The organism is Kribbella sp. NBC_00889 (assembly GCF_045207705.1).
Lineage (GTDB): Bacteria > Actinomycetota > Actinomycetes > Propionibacteriales > Kribbellaceae > Kribbella.
This window is the reverse complement of sequence record NZ_CP108783.1, coordinates 3,825,444-3,847,009: the sequence shown is the minus strand read 5'-3', so window position 1 is coordinate 3,847,009 and position 21,566 is coordinate 3,825,444. Positions and strand designations below refer to the sequence as shown.

Below are 21,566 nucleotides of genomic sequence, written 5' to 3'. Positions count from 1 at the left end.
CCCAATAGGTTGGATCCGTGGCTAGCCGCCTGGTGACCAGAGCCCGGCTCCGCGCGATCGCGCCGTGGGCCTCGCTCACCCTGCTCTTCCTCGTCACCTCCGTGACCGTCGGCCTGCTCGGCTTCGTCAACGACTCCGAACGCGTCACCATCGGTGCGCACGCGGCTACTGTTTCACCCACCTTCGACGGGTACGCCACCCTCGACCTCGGCGCCGTCCTGCCGCGGCTGCGGCTGCCGGCCGACACGCCCGGCGGCATCGGGATCAACATCGACATCCAGGAGACCGACGCCGACAACCTCACCGAACTCCTCAACCGCGACGCCCTGATCGCCTCCCAGCCCGACGGTGAAATCGCGAAGATCCAGCAGGTCGTCCAGCAGATGGCCGTCGACAACGCGGTCGCGGGCGCCGGGACCGGTCTGCTGGTCGTTGTCGTGGTCGCGACCGTCTGGACCATGCTCGGCCGGCGCCGCCGCCGCGAGTTGTGGGAGCTGGTGCATTCGCACGAGCGCCGGGTGGAGCACCGGGCCATCGTCGTACTGGTCGCGATGCTGATCACCATCGCGTCGATCTTCGGGCCGGGCCGGATGCGCACCGCGGACGTCGTGCCGACCGAGTGGCGGCCGCTGGCCAAGCTGCTGCCGGAGCTGTCGCTGGACGAGCGGTTGAAGGGTGTCGAGGTCGCGGCCGGGTTCTCCACCACCGGCGGAGTGGGCCTGATTCGTACCGCGGTCGAGACCTACGAGCGATCCACCGAGTTCTACGGCCGGCTGGAGGAGCGGGTCAGCCGGGTCGGCGGCCGGATCCACCAGGCGAGCGAGGGGGAGACGGTCGCGCTGCTCGTGTCGGACCGGCACGACAACATCGGTATCGACCGGTTCGCGGCCGAGGTGGGGAAGGTGGCCGGCGCCAAGCTGCTGATCGACGCGGGCGACGACTCGTCCTCGGGACAGTCCTGGGAGGTGTTCAGCATCAACTCGCTGCGCCAGCACTTCAAGGGCCTGAAGGTCGTCGCCGTGGCCGGCAACCACGACGCCGGCGGGCACATCGAGGACTCGATGCGCAAGAACGGCTTCACCGTGCTGGACAGCAAGCCGGTCGAGGTCGAGGGCATCCGCTTCCTCGGCGACAGCGACCCGACGCGGACCGGGCTGGGTTCCGCGGACACCCCGGGCGACGAGACGACCGCTGAGCAGTCCGAGCGGCTCGCGGACATCGCCTGCGAGCAGCCCGACGACAAGCGGATCTCCACCATGGTGGTGCACGATCCGTCGTCGTTCGCCGACACCGCGGCCCGGGGCTGCGCGACGCTGCTGCTGTCTGGCCACCTGCATCGCCAGGTCGGGCCCGAGCACAAGGTGGTCGACGGCCGCCCGGTGACGACGTACACCAACGGCACGACCGGGGGAGCGGCGTACGCGTTCGCCCTCGGGTACACGCTGCGGCGGCCGGGTGAGGTCACCCTGATCACGTACGCCGACGGCAAGCCGATCGGCCTGCAGACAGTCACCGCCGAGCTCGACGGCGACGTCGGTGTAGGTGCCTACAGCCCCTTGCCTTCTTGACGATTCAGGCTCTCGAGCCGAAGTGTCACGAGGAGTTGACCGCCTGGTAAGGGGGGCGGACCAGCGGGTCAGTGGTCTTGTAGGAGTAGGATTTTGTGACGTGCGTCGCGCAAAGATCGTTTGTACGCTCGGCCCGGCTACTGCCGCCCCCGAGCGCATCCTTGAACTCGTCCAAGCCGGTATGGATGTCGCCAGGCTCAACCTGAGCCACGGTGCCCACGCCGAGCATGAGCGCATCTATCAGCGGATCAGAACCGCCGCCGCGGAAACCGGGAAGAACGTCGGCATCCTGGTCGACCTGCAGGGCCCGAAGATCCGGCTGGCCGAGTTCGCCGAGGGCAAGGTCACCTTGACCTACGGCGAGCGCTTCACCATCACCACCCGTGAGGTGCCGGGTGACGTGACCATCTGCGGTACGACGTACGACGGTCTGCCGGGTGATGTGAGTCCGGGCGACCAGCTGCTCATCGACGACGGCCGGATCGCGCTGGTCGCCGAGGAGGTGACCGAGACCGACGTGGTCTGCCGGGTCACCGTCGGCGGACCGGTGTCGAACCACAAGGGCATCAACCTGCCGGGTGTTGCGGTCAGTGTGCCGGCGATGTCCGAGAAGGACGCCGAGGACCTGCGCTGGGCGCTGCACCTGCCGGCCGACATGATCGCGCTGTCGTTCGTGCGGGACGCGTCCGACATCCAGCTGGTGCACAAGATCATGGACGAGGAGGGCCTGCGGGTCCCGGTGGTCGCCAAGATCGAGAAGCCGCAGGCGGTCGCCAACCTGGACGAGATCATCGACGCCTTCGACGGGTTCATGGTGGCCCGCGGCGACCTCGGCGTGGAGCTCCCGCTCGAGGAGGTCCCGCTGGTACAGAAGCTGATCATCGACCAGGCCCGGCTGAACGCGAAGCCGGTCATCGTCGCGACCCAGATGCTGGAGTCGATGATCTCCGCGCCGCGGCCGACCCGGGCCGAGGCGTCCGACGTCGCGAACGCCGTACTCGACGGTGCCGACGCGGTGATGCTGTCCGGTGAGACCAGCGTCGGCCGGTTCCCGATCGAGACCGTGAAGACGATGGCTCGCATCGTGGAGTCCACCGAGGAGCACGGACTCGGCCGGGTGCAGGCGATCGAGTGGGAGCCGCGGACCAAGGGCGGCGTGATCGCCAAGGCCGCCGCGGACGTGGCCGAGCGGCTGGAGGCGAAGTACCTGATCGCCTTCACCCAGTCCGGCGACACCGCGCTCCGGCTGGCCCGCTACCGCACCGAGGTTCCGCTGCTCGCCTTCACGCCGGTCCCGTCGGTCAGCTCGTGGCTGAGCGTCGTCTGGGGTATCGAGACGCACATCGTCCCCACCGTCGACCACACCGACGAGATGGTCCGCCAGGTCGACCAGCGCCTCCTCGAACTGGGCAAACTCAAGAAGGGCGACCTGGTAGTCATCGTCGCCGGCTCCCCACCCAGCATCCCCGGCTCCACCAACGCCCTCCGAGTCCACCGCATGGGCGACGCCATAGAAGGCATAGCCCCCGCCTACCGCAACCCCGAGCGGTAGACAGACAGGGCCGACGCAGCTGTAGAACTACGGACAGATCTCTACGTGTGCTTGTGGCGAGCGGTCAACTGGCCGCTCGCCTCAATGCCGTTCACGGGCAGGGGCCGGAGATGCGGTCCCGCCGACTGTCGTGGGTGGGTCCGACGCGGGAGCGGGCCGTCGAACCAGTAGAGTTGCTCCTGCAACCTCGCCGGGTTGGCGGAACGGCATACGCGATGGTCTCAAACACCATTGCCCGCAAGGGCTTGTGGGTTCGAATCCCACACCCGGCACAAACTGTCGGCGCTCGACGTCAGCATGTCCTATGGCTCGGTTCAGGTCGCGGGAGACGGTCGAGTCCGCGTTGCGGATGTCGGACGCCGGCGTCCTCGACCGGATCAACGCAGAGGTCCACGGGGTCACGATCTCGACGATCCGTGGGTGGCGGCGGACGTATCAGCGGCTGGGTCTCGTCAGGACGAACAGCGGGTATGCCGGGACACCGTGTCCGCGGTGCGACGGCGCCGAGCTGGACGAGGCGGCATACGCGCTGCTGCTGGGGTGGTATCTCGGAGACGGGTCGATCGCGCGGGCCAGGCGTCGGGTCTTCACGCTGCAGATCATCAACGACGCGCGGTACGGGGAGCTCAACCAAGAGATCGCGAAGGCCATCCGGCTGGTGAAGCCGAACGCGAGCCCGTGTCTGCGAGGAGGCGACGGAGCGGTCCGGATCGAAGCCCGCTGGAAGCACTGGCCGTGCGTGTTCCCGCAGCACGGTCCCGGCCGGAAGCATCTGCGGAAGATCGAGTTGGCGCAGTGGCAGCGGGAGATTGTTGCCGAGTACCCCGAGAAGCTGCTGCGCGGGCTGTTCCACTCCGACGGCTGCCGCTTCGTGAACTGGGCGAGCAAGCCCGGCCGCGACAAGCGGTACTACTACGTGCGCTACCAGTTCTCGAACGAGTCCGAAGACATCATCGGGATCCTCACCGATGCGCTGGATCTGCTCGGGATTCCGTGGCGGCGGCCGCGGAGGAATGTGATTGCGGTGAGCCGGAGGGAGGCGGTCGCCATGCTGGATGGGTTCGTGGGTCCGAAGAGCTGCCTGCGGGTCGATAAGGTGTGCGGTGTGACTGCTAAGCGTGTGGTGATCGCTGAGGATGAGGCTTTGATCCGGATGGATCTGGCCGAGATGCTGGCGGAGGAGGGGTACGACGTCGTCGGGCAGGCGGGGGACGGGGAGGAAGCCATCCGGCTGGCGACGGAGCATCGGCCCGACCTGGTCATCCTGGACGTCAAGATGCCGAAGCTGGACGGCCTGAGCGCGGCGGAGAAGATCGCCGGCGAGCGGATCGCCCCGGTGCTGATGCTGACGGCGTTCTCGCAGCGCGAGCTGGTCGAGCGGGCCCGCGACGCCGGCGCGATGGCGTACCTGGTGAAACCGTTCTCCAAGGCCGACCTGCTGCCCGCGATCGAGATCGCCGCCTCCCGGTACGTCGAACTGGCCGAGCTGGAGCGTGAGGTCGCCGACCTGGCCGAACGGCTGGAGACCCGCAAGCTGGTCGACCGGGCCAAGTCGATCCTGCAGACGAAGTTCGGGCTGTCCGAGCCGGACTCGTTCCGCTGGATCCAGAAAACCGCCATGGACAAAAGAGTTTCCATGCGGCAGGTTGCGGAGTTGGTTGTTGACGAGGCTGGCGGTAGTGACTGACTCACTCTCCGCGTACGAGGTCCAGCGCGCGTACAGCACTCACCTTGACTCACGCTGCTTACCGCTGTAACGACCTCACAACACACGATGCGTGACATCGCTTCGAGAGCCACCGGAGGTCTAACCTGCGGGTGCTCGCGGCAAACGCGGGAGTCCGGGGTTTGCCGGACTATCCAGACATGGGAGGAACAGTGCACCAGCGTTCCGTAGTACGGGTCGGCGCGTCGCTGATCGTTGCGTCGTTGGCCCTGACTGCCTGCGGTTCACGCAGTGGCGACGACTCCGGAGGGGACTCCGGCGGCAGCGCGACCAAGACTGCCAAGATCGGCGTGATCGCGCCTCTGTCGGGAGACTTGTCGGCCCTGGGTCTGGGTATCCAGCACTCCGTCGAGCTGGCCGTGAAGCAGGCCAACGACAGCAACGCGATCCCGGGCTGGAAGCTCGAGGTCGACGCGAAGGACGACGAGGCCAAGCCGGACCCGGGCAAGAACGCGGCCACCGCGCTCGCCGGTGACGCGGAGGTGATCGGCGTGGTCGGCACGCTGAACACCAGCGTCAGCCAGCAGGTCCAGCCGGTCCTCGCGCCGAAGAACATCGTCCAGGTCTCCCCGGCCAACACCGGCCCGGGCCTGACCCAGGGCGCCAACTGGCAGACCGACCCGAAGCGGCCGTACCCGACGTACTTCCGTACCTGCACGACGGACGCGGTCCAGGGTCCGTTCGCGGCGCGGTACCTGTACGAGACCGCGAAGATCACCAAGGTCGCCACCATCCACGACAAGAAGGCGTACGGCCAGGGCCTGGTCGGCACCTTCACCGAGGAGTTCAAGAAGCTGGGTGGGCAGATCGTCGCGGCCCAGACCATCAACCCGGACGACTCGAACTACCAGGCCGTGATCTCCGCGGTGAAGCCGTCGGCTCCGCAGGCGGTCTACTACGGTGGTGAGTACCCGCAGGCCGGTCCGCTCTCGCAGCAGATGAAGGCCGCCGGTCTGAACATCCCGCTGATGGGCGGCGACGGCATCTACGACCCGAAGTACATCACCCTGGCCGGCAAGACCAGCGACAACGACCTGGCCACCTCGGTCGGCGCCCCGGTCGACGCGCTGGAGTCGGCGAAGAAGTTCGTCGCCGACTACAACGCGGCCGGCTTCAAGGAGCCGTACGCGGCGTACGGCGGTTACTCCTACGACGCGGCCAACGCGATCATCAACGCGCTGAAGACCTCGCTGAAGGACGCCAAGGACGTCGAGTCCGCCCGGCAGGCCACGGTCGATGCCATGAGCAAGGTTGCGTTCGACGGCGTGACCGGCAAGGTCGCCTTCGACCAGTACGGTGACACCACCTCCAAGGTGCTGACCGTCTACAAGGTTGCCGGCGGCAAGTGGGCCACCGTCGAGACGAAGGACTTCGAGGCCAAGTAGTCTCGAGTCGACCTGATGCCTCGGGGGTGGGAGCGATCCTCCCACCCCCGTGGCATGTCATAACTGAGGCAGATGGGAGGTCGACGTGGACCAGTTCTTCCAGCAGCTCGTGAACGGGCTGACACTCGGGTCGCTGTACGCCCTGATCGCAGTCGGGTACACCGTCGTCTACGGCATCGTGCAGCTGATCAACTTCGCCCACGGCGAGGTGTTCATGATCGGTGCGTTCGGCGCACTGACCACGTACCTGTTGTTCTTCGACGGCGAGACCAGCGTGTGGATCCTGCCGATCATGATCATCGGCGCCATGATTGCCTCGGTCGGCACGGCTGTGGCGATGGAACGTGTCGCGTACCGTCCCCTGCGGAACGCGCCACGACTCGCACCGCTGATCACCGCGATCGGTATCTCGGTGTTCCTGCAGGAGTTCGTCCGGCTGTTCTACGAGCGCCCGGGCTGGACGCTGTTCGCCTTCGCCGGCCTGGCAGTGGGCATCGGCTACTACGTCGGCGCGCTCGTGTCGAAGGCCGACCTGAACCACCAGGTGAGCAGGTGGTACGACCGCGCCCCGCTGATCGGCGCCGTGCTCGGCGCCGTCGGCGTCTGGGTGGTCGTACGGCTGGTCGACAGCGACGTGAGCGTGCTGCTGGCGCTGGGCGTCGTCATCGTCGGCGCCGCCGTCGGTACGGCGATCGGCTGGCTGGCCGGTCTGGCGACACGACGCAACGCACGCACCACGATCGGCATCCAGGCGATCGCAGCGTCCGCGGCCACCGCGGCCGTCGCCGCGGTCGTGGGCTGGGTGCTCTTCGAGAAGCTCATCAGCAGCATCACCTGGCCGAGCGCGAAGCAGCGCATCCCGTTCCCGCAGATCGATGTGGTCACCGGTACGGCGATCGACATCGGCGGCGTGACGATCCAGCGGTCGGCGATCTTCACCATGGCCGCCCTGGCGATCTGCGCGATCCTGCTGTGGTTCTTCATCAACCGGACCCGCCTCGGCCGCGGCATGCAGGCCGTGTCGCAGGACCCGGACACCGCCCGGCTGATGGGTATCAACGTGGACCGGATCATCGTGGTCGCGTTCGCCCTCGGCGCCGTACTCGCGGCCATCGCGGGTGTCTCGCAGGGTCTGCAGAACAACAACATCGAGTTCCGGATGGGCTTCCTGGCCGGTCTGAAGGCGTTCACCGCCGCCGTCCTCGGTGGTATCGGCAACATCTACGGCGCTGTCGTCGGTGGTCTGGTGCTCGGCGTCGTCGAGGCGATGGCGACGCAGTACATCCCGGGCCAGTTCGGTGGTAGCACCTGGAAGGACGTCTGGGCCTTCGTGATCCTGATTCTGGTACTGGTGTTCAGGCCGCAGGGCCTGCTCGGCGCGAGGGTGGTGGACCGGGCATGACCGATGTGAAGACGCCTCCGGCGGAACCGGAGACCACGGCTCAACCGCCCGCCAGGCCGCTCGCCTGGCCGTTGGGGCTGCTCGGGGTGGCGCTGGTCATCGTCGGCTCCTTCCTGTCCTGGAGCTACGACAGCCAGATCCTGGGCGACCTGTCGATCAACTTCTACCCGGGTGGCCTGCAGATCCTGGCGATCATCCTCGCCCTGATCGCGCTGGTCCTGCTGCTGGCCGAGAAAGGCCCGCTGACCAAGCTGGGCGCATGGCTCGACGTCACAGCCGGTCTGCGGGCACTGGGCTTCACTCTCACGCTGTACATGCTGCTGGTCCTGATCGCGATCTCGGTCGAGTCCGACGGCCTGATCAACGTGAACCCCGGCGGCTACATCTCGTTCGCCGGTGCCGTGCTCATCCTGGTCAGCGCCTGGATGCTGCCCTTGCGGCAGTTGCGGGACATGAGCGAGGCGAGACTGCCGGCCTGGTTCGAGATCCTCGCGATCGCGCTACTGATGGCCGCGGTGCTGTTCGTCGCGGCGTACGCGCTCGGGCTGGAGGACGCCTGGTCGTTCATCCTCTGCCTGGTCTTCATCGCCGCGGTCACGGCCGTGCTGTTCCGGACCGGTTCGTTCTCGTGGGTCGGTCATGTCTCGCAGCGGCAGCGCAAGGTGCTGACGCTGTCGGCGGTCGTGGTCGCGTTCCTGTTCCCGTTCACCCAGGGTGGCTCGGACGCGAACATGTCGATCGCCACCCAGGTGCTGGTCTTCGCGGCGACCGCGATGGGTCTGAACATCGTGGTCGGTCTGGCCGGCCTGCTCGACCTCGGGTACATCGCGTTCCTCGGGTGTGGCGCCTACGTGGCCGCCACCATGTCGACGTCTGCGTTCGCGACCGTGGGGTGGAAGCCTCCCTTCCTGGTCGTGATGCTGATCGGCGCCGGTGTCGCGGCGACCCTGGGTCTGATCATCGGTACGCCGACGCTGCGGGTCTCGGGTGACTACCTGGCCATCGTGACCCTGGGCTTCGGTGAGATCTTCCGGTTCTCGATGTTCAACCTGGACGGCAACAACGGCCCGAACCTGACCAACGGCCCGAACGGTGTCCCAGGCATCCCGGACCTGGAGATCGGCAGCTTCAATTTCGGCGACGTGCACACGGTCGCGGGGATCGAGCTGGGCCGGTTCTCGAACTACTACTTCCTGCTGCTGATTCTGACCGGCTTCGTCATCCTCGTCTTCTCGCGGCTGAACAACAGCCGGATCGGCCGGGGCTGGGTAGCGATCCGGGAGGACGAGAAGGCGGCCGAGGCGATGGGCGTGAACACGTTCGGGCTGAAGCTGCTCGCGTTCGCGGTCGGTGCCTTCCTGGCCGGCCTGGCCGGCACCATCAAGGCCCACCAGGACGGCGCGGTCAGCCCGGACCAGTTCATCTTCCTGGAGTCGGCGTTCCTGCTCGCCGCGATCGTGCTCGGCGGTATGGGCACCATCGCCGGTGTGTTGCTGGGGGCAACGATCCTGAAGCTGCTGCCGGAGAAGCTCCGGTTCTTCTCGGAGTACCGGCTGCTGCTGTTCGGCCTGCTGCTGGTGCTGATGATGCGGTTCCGGCCCGAGGGCCTGGTCGCGAACAGACGCCGCCAGTTGGAGTTCCACGAAGAGGACGAGCAGCTTGCCGTCGAGCTCGACGAGGAGCACCTGCTGGCCGAGGAGGGGAAATGACCGTCACGGACACGCAACGCCAGCCGGCCCGGACCGGAGGGCAGCCGGTGCTGGAGGCCTCCGGTGTGACCATGCGGTTCGGTGGTCTGCTGGCGGTCAACAACGTCAACCTGACGGTCCGCGAAGGCGAGATCGTCGGTCTGATCGGCCCGAACGGTGCCGGCAAGACGACGTTCTTCAACTGCCTGACCGGTCTCTACAAGCCGACCGGCGGTCAGGTCCGGTTCGCCGGAGCGCCGCGGAAGGCGCCGAAGGCGACCAGGAAACAGGCCGAGGACCCGGAGGCGGTGCGGGTGGAGGCGCTGGCTGAGCTCACCCCGCTGGCACCCAAGCCGCGGGCCGTCGTCAAGGCCGGGATGGCGCGGACGTTCCAGAACATCCGGCTGTTCGCGAACATGACCGCGCTGGAGAACGTGATGGTCGGCCGTTACTGCCGGACCAGCTCGGGCGCGCTCACCTCGGTCCTGCGCGGGCCGAAGTTCCGCCGCGAGGAGGCTGCCACCAGGGCGCGGGCCCAGGAGCTGCTCGACTTCGTCGGCCTCGGCAAGTCGACCGAGCACCTGGCCAGGAACATGCCGTACGGCGACCAGCGCCGGCTCGAGATCGCCCGAGCGCTGGCCACTGACCCGAAGCTCATCCTGCTGGACGAGCCGACGGCCGGTATGAACCCGCTGGAGACCCGGCAGGCCAGTGACCTGATCTTCAAGATCCGGGACTCGGGGCTGTCGGTCGTGGTGATCGAGCACGACATGCGGTTCATCTTCAACCTCTGCGACCGAGTGCTCTGCCTGGTCCGTGGCGAGGCGCTGATCGAGGGCACGCCGCAGGAGGTGCAGTCCGACCCGCGGGTGATCGAGGCCTACATCGGCACCGGCGAGCAGGACGACGAGGACGAGGCGGCCGCCGTCCAGGACACCACCGTCGCCGACGAGGAGGACAGGTCATGACCGCGATGCTCGAGGTCCGCGACCTGGAAGTTGCCTACGGCAAGATCGTCGCGGTGAAGAAGATCAGCTTCAGCGTGGAGCAGGGGCAGGTGGTGTCGCTGATCGGCACCAACGGCGCCGGCAAGACCACCACGCTGCGGACGATCTCCGGCCTGCTCCGGCCGACGTCGGGCGAGATCCTCTTCCAGGGCGAGCGGATCGACAGCGTGGCGGCGCACGACATCGTCGCCCGCGGTCTGGCCCACTCGCCGGAAGGACGGCGGATCTTCCCGCGGCTGTCGGTGGAGGAGAACCTGCTGCTCGGGGCGTTCGCCCGCAAGGACCCGGCGGGCGTGCGCACCGACCTGAACGCGGCGTACGACCTGTTCCCGATCCTGGGGGAGCGGCGCAAGCAGCCGGCCGGGACGTTCTCCGGCGGTGAGCAGCAGATGCTGGCGATGGGCCGGGCGATGATGAGCCGGCCGAAGCTGCTGATGCTGGACGAGCCATCGATGGGTCTGTCGCCGATCATGATGAAGCGGATCATGTCCACGGTGTCCGAACTGCAGTCGCAGGGTACGACGATCCTGCTAGTGGAGCAGAACGCCCAGGCCGCGCTGAAGCGCGCGGACTTCGGCTACGTGCTGGAGGTCGGCCAGATCGTTCTGTCCGGCACCGGCCGCGACCTGCTGGTCAACGACGAGGTGCGCAAGGCCTACCTCGGCGAGGACTGACCGTCCACCTTTGGCTGGTTGACCCAGCAGACGGTGGGTTTGCCACCCTCGTACGGGGTGGCAACCCACACGCTCGTGGGTCAACCAGCCAAAGGCGGTCAGTCGCGGATGGCCACGAGCAGTTGCACCAGCAGGGGAGCGACGATCAGTGCGGGCAGCAGGTCGGCGACCGCGATCTGCTTGATCTTCAGCAACCGCAGCGCCACGCCGATCAGCATCACGCCACCGGTCGCGCCGAGTGCGGTCACGTGCGCGTCCGGGAGTACGTCGCCGAGTACGGCGCCGACCGCGGTCATCAACCCCTGTACCACCAGGACGACGAGCGCAGACGCCATCACACCCCAGCCGAGGGATGCGGCGAACGCGATCGAGGCGAACCCGTCCAGCACCGCCTTCAAGTACAGCTGGTCCGCGCCCCGGCCGAGCCCGTCGGACAGCGCGCCCAGGAACGTCAGCGGCCCGACGCAGAACACCATCGAGGCCGTCACGAACCCCTCGACGAACGTGCTCTCGCCCTCGGCACGGCGGAACCGGTGCTGCAGCCACGCCCCGAACTCCTCCAGGCGTAGCTCGATCCGTAGCAGCGAGCCGGTGATCCCGCCGATCAGCATCGCGCCCAGCACGATCAGGATCGGCGCGCTGTCACCGACCGCGTCGCTGAGGACCGCGTCGCCCACCTTGAGTGCGGAGCTGATTGCGATCAGCAGCGTGACCAGACCGAGCGCGTCGGTGACCAGATCCCTCGTTCGGTGACTGAGCCGGTGGCCCACGAGCACGCCGAGTACTGACCCGACGATGACCGTCACGACGTTCACGACAGTGCCGATTCCGATGAACAAATCTGGTCTCCGATCACCCCGGGGCGCAGCTTTGCAAGTGACCCGCAAGGGCCTACTGTTGCGCGGGGGACGAGCGTATCCGCCGTCCCGTTCACCTCGGGGGTGGACCGAAGCAGGAGGTCGCTGTGGCATCAGCCATCGAGGTGAGGGACGCCCAACGCGGTGATGCCGCCGCCTTGGTCGCGCTGTGGCGCGAGCTGGCCACCGGAGCCGGTCATCCGTCCCGGCTGCCGGCGGCGCCGTCGCCGGCAGCGGTCGAGGTTGCTGTCAGCAAGCATCTGGACGATCCGTTCGGCCGGCTCCTCGTCGGTGAGCTCGACGGCGCCGTCCACGGCATGGCGTATCTGCGCCGGACCGCGATCAGCCCGTTGCACGACGACCTCACGGTGACGGTCGAGTATCTGCACGTCAGTGACGAGGCCCGCCGGCACGGACTGGGCAAGGCGCTGATCGCCGAGGCGACCGCGTGGGCCGAGCACGAGAACTGCGCACACGTTGCCGCGGTCGCGCCCCCGATCGCCCGCGAGGCGAACAGGTTCCTCGCCCGGCTCGGGTTGGCCCAGGCCGGCGTACTGCGCTATGCGACCACGCACACGGTGCGCCGTCGGCTCGCGGCCGAGCACGCGCCGAACCTGCTTGCCCTGTTGTCGTCGCGACGGTCAGTGATCGCCCGCCGCGCGCAGCTCGGCCGTCCGCTGCCCGCCGACGTGGCGCACGTCGACGTACCGGCCGAGGTCACTTACCCGGCGGAGCCTGAATCAGCTGGCACGTGAGCCGCGCGGTGCAGACCCGCTTGTCCCGGTCGTCGGTGATCACGACCTCGTACGACGTGGTCGTGCGACCGAGGTAGATCGGGGTCGCGACGCCCGTGACCGTGCCCTCGCGGACCGCGCGGTGGTGGGTGGCGTTGATGTCCACGCCGACCGCAACCTTGTCGTACGTCGCCGCGTGCAGGGCCGAGCCGATCGAGCCGAGGCTCTCGGCGAGCACGCAGGACGCGCCGCCGTGGAGCAGCCCGTACGGCTGGGTGTTGCCCTTGACCGGCATCGTCGCCACGACCCGCTCCGGGGAGGCTTCGGTGACAACGATTCCCATCAGCTGCAGGAGCGTGCCTTCCAAGCCCATGCCCGGGCCGAGGTCCACTTGATCAGTCACAGGGGCAGACTACGCGGCTGTGACAGAACTGTCCGTGGGAACCACTAGAGTCGGTACGTGGCTCCAGAAACCAACACCTCGACGATGACCAAGGACGCTGGATCTGCGCAGGCCGGCGCATCAGGCCGGCCGCGGATCCTGCTGCTGGACGGGCACTCGCTGGCGTACCGGGCGTTCTACGCGCTTCCGGTGGAGAACTTCTCCACCACCACCGGGCAGCACACCAACGCGGTGTACGGGTTCACCTCGATGCTGATCAACATGCTCCGCGACGAGCAGCCCACCCATATCTGTGTGGCCTTCGACGTATCCCGCAAGACCTTCCGCTCCGAGCAGTACGCGGAGTACAAGGCGGGCCGGTCGAAGTCGCCGGACGAGTTCAAGGGACAGGTGTCGCTGGTCAAGGAGGTGCTGGAGGCGCTGCGGATCCCGACCACGGAGATCGACGGCTGGGAGGCCGACGACGTGATCGCCACGCTCGCCACCCAGGCCTCCGAGCAGGGCTTCGAGGTGCTGATCAGCAGCGGTGACCGGGACGCGTTCCAGCTGGTCAGCGACGACGTCACGGTGCTCTACCCGAAGCGTGGCGTGTCCGAGATCGCCCGGATGGACCCGGCCGCGGTCGAGGAGAAGTACGGCGTCACCCCGCAGCTGTATCCGGATCTGGCCGCGTTGGTGGGGGAGCAGAGCGACAACCTGCCGGGTGTGCCCGGCGTCGGCCCGAAGACGGCGGCCAAGTGGCTGAACCAGTTCGGCTCGCTGAACGACGTGGTCGACCGGGTGAACGAGATCAAGGGCAAGGCCGGTGAGTCGCTGCGCGAGCACCTGGCCGGCGTGATCCGGAACCGGCAGATCAACGAATTGGTCCGGGACCTGACCCTCGACGTCACGGTGGACGACCTGGTCCGGGTGCCGTGGGACCGCGAGAAGGTGCACACGCTGTTCGACAGCCTGGAGTTCCGGGTGCTGCGCGAGCGGCTGGTCGCCGAGCACGAGGAGGTCGACGCGACCGTCGACCACGGGTTCGAGCTGGAGGGTGTGCAGCTGAAGCCGGGCGAGGTGGCCGCCTGGCTGAAGGAGAACGTGAACACCGGCGAGCGCGTCGGCGTCGCGGTGCAGGGCAGCTGGGGTCGCGGGACCGGCGAGATCACCGGCCTGGCGCTGGCGACCACGGCCGGTGCGGCCGCCTGGTTCGACCCGACCGCGCTCACGCCGGACGACGAGGCCGCGTGGCAGGCCTGGCTCGCCGACCCGAAGCAGCCGAAGGCGCTGCACGACACGAACGGTCCGCTGCTCGGCTTCCTGGAGCGCGGCTGGACGCTGGCCGGTCTGAGCTCGGACACGCAGCTCAGTGCGTACCTGGTCCGTCCCGACCAGCGATCCTACGACCTGGCCGATCTGACCGTTCGGTACCTCAAGCGCGAGCTGCGCAACGAGGAGGCCGACAACGGTCAGCTCAGCTTCGACGACATCGAGGGCGGCCCCGCCGCGGACCACACGATGCTGCGGGCGCGCGCGATCGCCGACCTGGCCGACACACTCGATGCCGAGCTGGACAAGCAGGCCGGTACGGCGCTGCTCGCGGACGTCGAGCTGCCGCTGATCGACGTGATCGCGAGCATGGAGCGCGACGGCATCGCGGTCGACCGGCCGTACCTGGAGGAGCTGGAGGCGCGGTTCGCCACCGGTGTCCGGGAGGCCGCGACGGCGGCGTACGACGTGATCGGCAAGGAGATCAACCTCGGCTCGCCGAAACAGCTGCAGGTGGTGCTGTTCGACGAGCTGCAGATGCCGAAGACGAAGCGGACCAAGACCGGCTACACGACAGACGCGGACTCGCTGCAGGCGCTGTTCGAGAAGACCGAGCACCCGTTCCTCGCGTACCTGCTGGCGCACCGCGACGCGACCCGGCTGCGGCAGACGGTCGAAGGGCTGCTGAAGACGATCAGCCCCAAGGACGCGCGGATCCACACCACGTTCAACCAGACGATTGCGGCCACCGGGCGCCTGAGCTCGACCGACCCGAACCTGCAGAACATCCCGATCCGGACCGAGGAGGGCCGCCGGATCCGGCAGGCCTTCATCGTCGGTGCGGGGCACGAGTCGCTGATGTCGGCCGACTACAGCCAGATCGAGATGCGGATCATGGCCCACGTGTCGGCGGACGAGGGTCTGATCTCGGCGTTCAACTCCGGGATGGACTTCCACTCGGTGACGGCGTCGCGGGTGTTCTCGGTCGATACCGCTGAGGTGACGCAGGAGCAGCGGGCCAAGATCAAGGCGATGAACTACGGTCTCGCCTACGGCCTGTCGGCGTACGGGCTGAGCCAGCAGCTGAAGATCGGTGTGGACGAGGCGCGCGGGCTGATGGACGAGTACTTCGAGCGCTTCGGTGGCGTCCGCGACTATCTGCGCAGCATCGTGCTGGACGCCGGCAAGAGCGGCTATACCGAGACGATCCTGGGCCGCCGGCGCTACCTGCCCGACCTGACCAGCGACAACCGGCAGCGCCGGGAGATGGCCGAGCGGATGGCGCTGAACGCGCCGATCCAGGGCTCGGCCGCGGATGTGATCAAGATGGCGATGCTGAAGGTGGACGCGTCGCTGCGCGAGTCCGGCCTGAAGTCGCGGATGCTGCTGCAGGTGCACGACGAGCTCGTCTTCGAGATCGCACCGGGCGAGCGCGAGCCCCTCGAGGAGCTGGTCCGCCGCGACATGGGCCACGCCGTCGACATGGCCGTCCCTCTCGACGTCTCCATAGGCATCGGCCGCACCTGGCACGAGGCCGCCCACTAAGTGTCCTGAGTCGGCCTCGGTGGTCGAGCCGAACCGGCCGTTCCGCTGGGATCTGGTCCGGCCGGATCAGCTCGGCTCATTGCTGGACGACGTCGGGGAGCCGAGCCTGTTCTTCCTCGACGACCTGATCGAGTGCGCCGCCCGGGTGCTGGCCCAGTGCGCGGACGGTGAGCTGTACTTCGTCGACCTTGTCTTCGAGGGCTCGACGTTCGGGAACCTGTACGCCGTACTGCGCCGGTGGATCGACGACGACCGGGCACAATGGGATGTCATCCGGCGGCAGCTGCGGTTCATCGGGATCACGGCCCGGACCAAGACCAGCCCGAACACCTGGCGCTGGCAGCAGCACGCCGCGTTCGCCGCGGAGCTGCCGGCGGCGGCGATCCGGCACGTGTCGCTCGACGGCCGCCTGTGGTCATACTTCGGCGACTACCAGCACAAGACGGCCGCGTCGTTCCGCCGGACCCGCTGGTCGGACCGCGAGTCCCCCGCGCGACCAGGACACCCGGTTCGCGCTGGCGCAAGCCGTACGTGTGGTTGCGGCGGGGCGTACGGCGCAGGTGCGGCGCCGGCTGGCCGACCGGTTGACGCGGGAGCCGGCGATCAGCGACCGGTGGCTACGCGACCTTCAGCTGGCGCTTCGGCGGTAGCCCATTCGGTTGCCCGGTCGGTCGCGAAGATCGGCATCGGGTCGGGGGAGAGGGCGTGCTGGATCAAGGTCAGTTCGCGGGGTGCCAGAGGCGGCAGATCGTCCAGGGGCCACCAGCGGACCTCGAGGGACTCGTCGTCGTTGACGCGCGGCTCCCCGCGGAGCGGCCGGCAGCGGAAGCAGAGGTCGAGGAACTGGACCTGGTCGCCGTTCGGATAGCCGGACGGCGGCAGTGACTCGATGCTGACCAGACGGTCGATCGCTGCCTCGACGGCGGTCTCCTCCTCGATCTCGCGGAGCAGGCCGACGGCGGGCTGTTCACCCGGCTCGAGAATGCCCGCGACCAGACTCCAGCGTCCGTTGTCGGCCCGGCGTACCAGCAAGACCTGACCGGTGTCGTCGAGCACGACACCGGTGATGCCGGTGAGCCAGAGCAGGTCGTGCCCGATCTTCTCGCGCAGTTCGAGGATGAACTTGGGAGTGGTCATGTCCAGGACCCTATCGGTCGCTGTCGCAAGAACCTGAGATCGGCCACGCAGTTGGAAAGCGCTTGCACGTAAGACGCGGACAGGATCATGTCCGTCGGGTTCGAGAAGGTCCTGCTGTTGCAGAACACACTGAACCTGCAGACGTCGGAGGTGCTCGACACCTACGTGTACAAGCTCGGCTTCACCTCGCAGGTGCCGCAGTTCCGCTATGCCGCGGCGATCGGTCTGTTCCGATCCGTGATCGGACTCGCGTTGCTGGTGCTGGCGAACACCGTCGCGCGGAGGTTCGCCAAGTCCAGCCTCTGGTAATCAGTTCGCGTCGGAGGCCTGGCGGCGGAGTCCTGCCGCCAGGCCGGCCGACAACAGCAACGCACACGTGCTGGTCATCGCGACGAGGACCAGCACGCCGTTCAGTCCGGTCGCGATACCGGTTCCGAGCACGATCCCGGCGGCGAGCACGAGGACGACGAGACCGACCCAGATCAGCAGCGCGGCCCGCTTCTCCTGCTGTGCGATCGCCGCATAGACAACGAGTTGCAGTACGGCGTACGCCGAGCCGGAGATCGCGAACAGCCAGGTGTACGGGCCGAGCGGCGCGTACTTCTCCTCGCCGCCGATGATCGCCACCACCAGATCCGGCAGCAGCAGGGTGCCGATCACCGTGCAGAACCCGAGCGCGGCGACGGCCTGGATCGCGCGGCGCAGCCGCACGGTGTCGCCCGGGGAGCTGGCCAGTGTCGGGAACACGACCACGATGACGAACTGCGGCAGGAACAGACAGGCCTTCGCCACGATGACACCGGCCGCGTAGTACCCGCTGTCCGTGCCGTCGAGGAGCGCCCGGGCCAGCAACACGTCCGCGTTCGCCATGACGAAGAACGCCAGCAGCGTGTGCGTGCCGTGCACCGTCCCCCGCAGTACCTCCTTGATGTGCTCGGACGTCGCACCGGACGATCCACGCAGCAGGAAGGCGCCCAGCAGGGTCGGTACGGCGGCACCCAGGGTCAGACCGATCATCGCCGAGTCGAGCGATGGGTGGATCAGCAGCGCACCGCCACCGAGTACCAGGCGACCCACACCGACCGCGGTGTAGACAGCTGCGAGTTCGGTCCAGCGTTTGCTGCCCTGCAGTACGCCGAGCTCCGAGCCCATCAGCGTGAGGCAGCCGAGTGTCGGTGCGAGCAACAGGACTGGGAGGACGGAGTCGATGTGCAGCAGCCACATGAACAGCGGGGTGGCCACGAGCAGGACCGCGGTCAGTCCGAGTGCTCCGCGGCGACCTGCCTTGACCAGCGCGTCGGCCAGGGACGCTGTGCTGTCATCGGTGTGGGTGGCGATCATCCGGGCGCCGGTCGCCTGCAGACCGAGCGAGGCGACGTTGCCGATCAGCAGCAGCCCGAGCAGGGCGGTGATGGCGCCGAACTCCTCCGGCGTGAGCCGGCGGGAGCCGAGGATCGTGAAACCGTAGGCGGCGACGTTCATGATGGCCATGCCGACGGCAACGACCGTGGCGCCGCGCAGGAATGCCAACCGGGGTGCCATGGGCTCTTGCTCCGGAGTGGTGTCTGAACTCATGCTCTACTGCCTCAGGTCGCAACCGTTGGGTGGGGAAGTGGTCATGTCAGAACGTGCACTGCGCGTCCTGCCCTGGTTGTGGCCTGTCCTGCTCACCCTGTTGATCACTGCTCCGCTGCTCGCTCCGGGCTACATCGTTGGCTACGACATGGTGTTCGTGCCGGACCTCACGGTACGGCTTGACCTGTTCGGTGTCACAACGGCCATGCCGCGGGCAGTCCCGTCGGACGTGCTGGTCGCCGTCCTGGACGAGCTCACCGGCGGCCAGGTGCTCAACAAGCTCGTGCTGGTAGCCATCCCGCTACTCTCCGGTCTCGGCATGACCGCACTCTGGCGTGAGCTCCGGCTGGGCGGTGCACTGCCCGGTGCCGCGGCCGCCACCCTCTACATGTGGAACCCGTTCGTCGCCGAACGACTCCGCCTCGGCGCCTGGGCGCTCCTCCTCGGGTACGCCGCTCTGCCGTGGCTGGTGCGATCCGCGCTGCGACTGCGCAGGGGAGAGGGATGGCCGGGCTTCGTGCTCGCATCCGCCGGCTGTGCGCTCACGGCGTCCGGTGGAATCACCGGACTGCTCGTCGGTGGCTTGATCCTGCTGTGGCGGCCACGGGTGAAGTCGTTGTGGCCGTTGGGCGCGGCAGTCCTGCTGAACGCACCCTGGCTGATGGCGGGCCTCGCGCACACCGGCAACGCGACCACCGACCCGGATTCGGTCACCTCGTTCGCGGCCCGCAACGAGGGCTACGGGGGAGTGCTGCCCACTCTTCTCACCTTGGGTGGGATCTGGAACGCAGATGTTGTGCCGGGCAACCGGGGAGATCTGCTGCCGGTCATCTTCGCGTTCGTCCTGCTGGTCGCCTCCGTGATCGGTGTCGTGTTGTGGTGGCGACAGGACCCGGTGGCGAGGGCTCTGGTCGTGGCGGCGGTGATCGCACTGCTCCTCGGGCTGGCCGGTGTGGTCGCGTCCGGAGCCTTTGCTCAGGTTGTCGCTCACGTCCCCGGCGCCGGCCTGTTCCGTGACGGCCAGCGTTATCTCGGACCGCTCGCCCTGCTCGAGTCCATCGGCTTCGGTGTCGCGCTGGCCGTCGCCCTGGAGCACGTTCGCCTGTACCGAATCGTCGGCATCACCGCGATACTGCTGCCGATCGCCGCGCTGCCGGCCCTCTCCGGCGGCGGGGGGCTGAAGGTGTCGCACTACCCGGCCGATTGGGAGCAGGCACAGCAGGCCGTCACGGGGCGGTTCGTCCCCTGGCCCTTCGAGTCCTATCGGGCACCGTCCTGGAACGGGCGGCGCCCGTTGCTCGATCCGATGCCGCGGTACTTCGCGCAGCCCTCGATCGTCCCGGACGAGTTGATCGTCGGGGGCCACCGATTAGCCGGTGAGGATCCGAGTGCGCGCGAGGTGGCCACCGCGATCCGGTCGGCCGTGCGCGACAGGACGGATCCGACGCCCGCGCTGCTGCGGCAAGGTGTCGGTTGGCTGATCGTCGATCGTGAGGCGGGTGGACCGACTCCACCCAGCCTCATGCCCGGACTGACCGAGGAGTTCTCCGGCCCGACCGTGACGGTGTACCGGCTCGCCGGAGCGCCTGCTGCGCGACCCCATGCGCTCTGGCGGACCATCGTCGTACTGGCTGCCTGGGCGGCTGCGGGGATGACCTTGATCGCCGCTCTGGTCTCGGCGGTCCGGCGTTGTTACTCTTCGGTTCACTTGACCGGGAGGGGACACAGTTCATGGGATCACTGATCGGTGCGGCACTCGCCGTACTCGCCGGGCTGGCGGTTGCTACCACCACGGTTGTCGGGGTGGTGCAGTCGGTGCAGGAGGACCCGGCACCGCCGGCCGGACAGCCTCAGGGGCAGGCCGACGTACCGATCGTCGGCTACGGCACGAAGTAGACAGCAGCCGGTCGAAGGACAGTGCGGCCGCGCACCAGGTGAAGTTGTCCGCACCTGCGACCGCACCGTCCGACAACCGTCGCCGAAGCTCGGTGTCCTGCAGCAGCAGGGTGATCGCCGTACTGAACTCGTCCGGGGTGTCGACCAGGATGCCGGTGACTCGGTCGTGCACGGACTCCGTCGGACCGCCCGCGCTCCGATAGGCCACCGTCGGTACGCCGTGACCCGCGGCCTCGCCGACGACCAGACCCCAGCCCTCCTTGAGGCTCGGCAATGCCAGCACCCAGGCCTCGTCGTACGCCGCGTGCTTGTCGTCCTCGCTCACGTGTCCGGTGAAATCGACCGCCGCCTGCAGGCCGCGCTGCTCGACGTACTCGCGCAGTGAGTCCTCCCACCAGCCCGAGCCGACGACGACCAGGCGCGCGTCCGGCAGCACCTTTCGTGCTTCGGCGATCGCGTCGACGGCGTGCTCGAGTTGCTTGTGCGGAACGATGCGCCCGACGCAGACCACTGTCGGTACGTCGCCCCGCGGTCGCTGTCGTGTTGGCGCCGGATCGGTGCCATTGTGGATCACGGTGATGTCGGCAACCCCCAGTCCGGCGAGCTCGTCGCGTGAGGCCGACGACACGGTCACGTACCGGCAGTCGTCGTACAGCTGTGGGGCCACGCGCGATTCCAGCCACCATCCGAGCCGGCCACGCCAGCCCGGGTACACCACCTGCCACTGCTCCTGGTGCACGTGATGCACGAGGACGACGACGCCGGTACGACGTACGAGGCGGGTAAAGAATGGCAGTCCGTTCTGCACGTCCACCACGCGGTCCGGGCGGTGCAGCCAGGTGTGCAGGAGACCGCGCAGATACACGGTGACCTTGGTACCGCGGTACAGGTACCGCACGTCGTGGCGACGTGCTTCACGCGGACCTCCCGGGTACGCCGCGCACAGCACCGTCACCGACCAGCCCAATGCGGCAAGGCCTCTCGCCACCTCCTCCACATAGCGTTCAGAGCCTCCGCCCTCAGGGTTCGTCGTGTCCCGCCAGTTCAGCATCAGCACGCTCTGAGCACGCACCTCGTCAACCCCACCCCTCCGGTCACCTCCCCCGAGGTAATGGGCGGGGACGTTACCAAGGAGTAACGATGTCCGCCAGACCTCGCGAGATCCG

At 67.9% G+C, this 21,566-nt stretch carries 18 protein-coding genes, 1 tRNA gene and 2 pseudogenes; 15 read left to right on the top strand and 6 right to left on the bottom strand.

Going from position 1 to position 21,566, the window contains the following annotated elements:
* The first annotated feature begins 17 nt into the window (after nucleotides 1-17).
* The 10 genes and pseudogenes from OG817_RS18740 (at nucleotide 18) to OG817_RS18695 (ending at nucleotide 11,002) form a co-directional block, all read left to right on the top strand.
* Entirely contained in the window at nucleotides 18-1,568 is a 1,551-nt protein-coding gene (locus OG817_RS18740; RefSeq protein ID WP_406056318.1) for a metallophosphoesterase, read from the top strand.
* A gap of 100 nt (nucleotides 1,569-1,668) precedes the next feature.
* Nucleotides 1,669-3,120, top strand: a complete 1,452-nt coding sequence (gene pyk, locus OG817_RS18735) for a pyruvate kinase (RefSeq protein ID WP_360452905.1) — start codon at nucleotides 1,669-1,671, stop codon at nucleotides 3,118-3,120.
* A 189-nt stretch (nucleotides 3,121-3,309) separates the two neighbouring features.
* Nucleotides 3,310-3,392, top strand: a tRNA-Leu gene (locus OG817_RS18730).
* A gap of 776 nt (nucleotides 3,393-4,168) precedes the next feature.
* Nucleotides 4,169-4,807 (top strand): ANTAR domain-containing response regulator, encoded by a 639-nt coding sequence (locus OG817_RS18725; protein ID WP_406057468.1) that lies wholly within the window; start codon nucleotides 4,169-4,171, stop codon nucleotides 4,805-4,807.
* A gap of 179 nt (nucleotides 4,808-4,986) precedes the next feature.
* Nucleotides 4,987-6,231, top strand: a complete 1,245-nt coding sequence (locus OG817_RS18720; RefSeq protein ID WP_406056316.1) for a branched-chain amino acid ABC transporter substrate-binding protein — start codon at nucleotides 4,987-4,989, stop codon at nucleotides 6,229-6,231.
* Nucleotides 6,232-6,316: 85 nt separating this feature from the next.
* A pseudogene (locus OG817_RS18715) lies at nucleotides 6,317-6,670 on the top strand (branched-chain amino acid ABC transporter permease); the annotation flags it as partial.
* Nucleotides 6,644-7,633 (top strand): branched-chain amino acid ABC transporter permease, encoded by a 990-nt coding sequence (locus OG817_RS18710; RefSeq protein WP_406057466.1) that lies wholly within the window; start codon nucleotides 6,644-6,646, stop codon nucleotides 7,631-7,633. The pseudogene OG817_RS18715 and the gene OG817_RS18710, both read left to right, overlap by 27 nt.
* Nucleotides 7,630-9,342, top strand: a complete 1,713-nt coding sequence (locus OG817_RS18705; protein ID WP_406056314.1) for a branched-chain amino acid ABC transporter permease — start codon at nucleotides 7,630-7,632, stop codon at nucleotides 9,340-9,342. Before OG817_RS18710 ends, OG817_RS18705 begins: the two co-directional genes overlap by 4 nt.
* Nucleotides 9,339-10,289 carry an ABC transporter ATP-binding protein gene (locus tag OG817_RS18700; RefSeq protein ID WP_406056312.1) on the top strand — a complete coding sequence of 317 codons (951 nt, stop codon included), beginning with the start codon at nucleotides 9,339-9,341 and terminating at the stop codon, nucleotides 10,287-10,289. Before OG817_RS18705 ends, OG817_RS18700 begins: the two co-directional genes overlap by 4 nt.
* Nucleotides 10,286-11,002, top strand: coding sequence for an ABC transporter ATP-binding protein (locus OG817_RS18695; RefSeq protein ID WP_360452917.1), 717 nt, complete (start codon nucleotides 10,286-10,288; stop codon nucleotides 11,000-11,002). Before OG817_RS18700 ends, OG817_RS18695 begins: the two co-directional genes overlap by 4 nt.
* Nucleotides 11,003-11,100: 98 nt before the next feature.
* On the opposite strand, the gene OG817_RS18690 is transcribed toward OG817_RS18695, so the two are convergent.
* Complete coding sequence (locus OG817_RS18690; RefSeq protein ID WP_406056310.1) at nucleotides 11,101-11,841, bottom strand: DUF554 domain-containing protein; 741 nt, start codon at nucleotides 11,839-11,841, stop codon at nucleotides 11,101-11,103.
* 125 nt (nucleotides 11,842-11,966) lie between these two features.
* Between OG817_RS18690 and OG817_RS18685 the strand changes: the two genes are divergently transcribed.
* Complete coding sequence (locus OG817_RS18685) at nucleotides 11,967-12,614, top strand: GNAT family N-acetyltransferase (RefSeq protein WP_360452921.1); 648 nt, start codon at nucleotides 11,967-11,969, stop codon at nucleotides 12,612-12,614.
* On the opposite strand, the gene OG817_RS18680 is transcribed toward OG817_RS18685, so the two are convergent.
* The gene (locus OG817_RS18680) at nucleotides 12,577-12,966 is read right to left on the bottom strand and encodes a hotdog fold thioesterase (protein ID WP_396390756.1); all 390 of its coding nucleotides are present in this window, start codon (nucleotides 12,964-12,966) and stop codon (nucleotides 12,577-12,579) included. The two genes, OG817_RS18685 and OG817_RS18680, sit on opposite strands and share 38 nt — an antisense overlap.
* Before the next feature lie 114 nt (nucleotides 12,967-13,080).
* Here OG817_RS18680 and polA point away from each other — a divergent pair, with 114 nt between their 5' ends.
* Entirely contained in the window at nucleotides 13,081-15,792 is a 2,712-nt protein-coding gene (gene polA / locus OG817_RS18675) for a DNA polymerase I (RefSeq protein WP_396390757.1), read from the top strand.
* 76 nt (nucleotides 15,793-15,868) lie between these two features.
* On the opposite strand, the gene OG817_RS18670 is transcribed toward polA, so the two are convergent.
* Together OG817_RS18670 and OG817_RS18665 are read right to left on the bottom strand one after the other, a co-directional pair.
* Complete coding sequence (locus OG817_RS18670; RefSeq protein WP_406056308.1) at nucleotides 15,869-16,183, bottom strand: hypothetical protein; 315 nt, start codon at nucleotides 16,181-16,183, stop codon at nucleotides 15,869-15,871.
* Between the two features lie 212 nt (nucleotides 16,184-16,395).
* Nucleotides 16,396-16,929: an NUDIX hydrolase gene (locus OG817_RS18665; RefSeq protein WP_406056306.1), complete on the bottom strand. Its 534-nt coding sequence runs from the start codon at nucleotides 16,927-16,929 to the stop codon at nucleotides 16,396-16,398.
* Nucleotides 16,930-17,016: 87 nt separating this feature from the next.
* On the opposite strand from OG817_RS18665, the gene OG817_RS18660 reads away from it, so the two are divergent.
* Nucleotides 17,017-17,238, top strand: coding sequence for a hypothetical protein (locus tag OG817_RS18660; RefSeq protein WP_406056304.1), 222 nt, complete (start codon nucleotides 17,017-17,019; stop codon nucleotides 17,236-17,238).
* Here OG817_RS18660 and OG817_RS18655 read toward each other — a convergent pair whose 3' ends face one another.
* Nucleotides 17,239-18,504, bottom strand: a complete 1,266-nt coding sequence (locus tag OG817_RS18655; RefSeq protein ID WP_406056302.1) for a polysaccharide biosynthesis protein — start codon at nucleotides 18,502-18,504, stop codon at nucleotides 17,239-17,241.
* A 43-nt stretch (nucleotides 18,505-18,547) separates the two neighbouring features.
* On the opposite strand from OG817_RS18655, the gene OG817_RS18650 reads away from it, so the two are divergent.
* Together OG817_RS18650 and OG817_RS18645 are read left to right on the top strand one after the other, a co-directional pair.
* On the top strand, nucleotides 18,548-20,248 hold the full coding sequence (locus OG817_RS18650) for a hypothetical protein (protein WP_406056300.1): 1,701 nt from the start codon (nucleotides 18,548-18,550) through the stop codon (nucleotides 20,246-20,248).
* Nucleotides 20,236-20,334, top strand: a pseudogene (locus tag OG817_RS18645) (DUF2613 family protein); the annotation flags it as partial. The gene OG817_RS18650 and the pseudogene OG817_RS18645, both read left to right, overlap by 13 nt.
* On the opposite strand, the gene OG817_RS18640 reads toward OG817_RS18645, so the two are convergent.
* Nucleotides 20,288-21,472, bottom strand: coding sequence for a glycosyltransferase family 4 protein (locus OG817_RS18640; RefSeq protein WP_406056298.1), 1,185 nt, complete (start codon nucleotides 21,470-21,472; stop codon nucleotides 20,288-20,290). The pseudogene OG817_RS18645 and the gene OG817_RS18640 overlap by 47 nt on opposite strands.
* Nucleotides 21,473-21,566 lie beyond the last annotated feature (94 nt).

Bases quoted from the DNA above. Each gene is read 5' to 3' on its own strand.
- OG817_RS18665 (WP_406056306.1), bottom strand. From the start codon at position 16,929: ATGACCACTCCCAAGTTCATCCTCGAACTGCGCGAGAAGATCGGGCAC.
- OG817_RS18695 (WP_360452917.1), top strand. From the start codon at position 10,286: ATGACCGCGATGCTCGAGGTCCGCGACCTGGAAGTTGCCTACGGCAAG.
- OG817_RS18700 (WP_406056312.1), top strand. From the start codon at position 9,339: ATGACCGTCACGGACACGCAACGCCAGCCGGCCCGGACCGGAGGGCAG.
- OG817_RS18650 (WP_406056300.1), top strand. From the start codon at position 18,548: ATGTCAGAACGTGCACTGCGCGTCCTGCCCTGGTTGTGGCCTGTCCTG.
- polA (WP_396390757.1), top strand. From the start codon at position 13,081: ATGACCAAGGACGCTGGATCTGCGCAGGCCGGCGCATCAGGCCGGCCG.
- OG817_RS18655 (WP_406056302.1), bottom strand. From the start codon at position 18,504: ATGAGTTCAGACACCACTCCGGAGCAAGAGCCCATGGCACCCCGGTTG.
- OG817_RS18705 (WP_406056314.1), top strand. From the start codon at position 7,630: ATGACCGATGTGAAGACGCCTCCGGCGGAACCGGAGACCACGGCTCAA.
- OG817_RS18720 (WP_406056316.1), top strand. From the start codon at position 4,987: ATGGGAGGAACAGTGCACCAGCGTTCCGTAGTACGGGTCGGCGCGTCG.
- OG817_RS18725 (WP_406057468.1), top strand. From the start codon at position 4,169: ATGCTGGATGGGTTCGTGGGTCCGAAGAGCTGCCTGCGGGTCGATAAG.
- OG817_RS18680 (WP_396390756.1), bottom strand. From the start codon at position 12,966: ATGGGCTTGGAAGGCACGCTCCTGCAGCTGATGGGAATCGTTGTCACC.
- OG817_RS18660 (WP_406056304.1), top strand. From the start codon at position 17,017: ATGTCCGTCGGGTTCGAGAAGGTCCTGCTGTTGCAGAACACACTGAAC.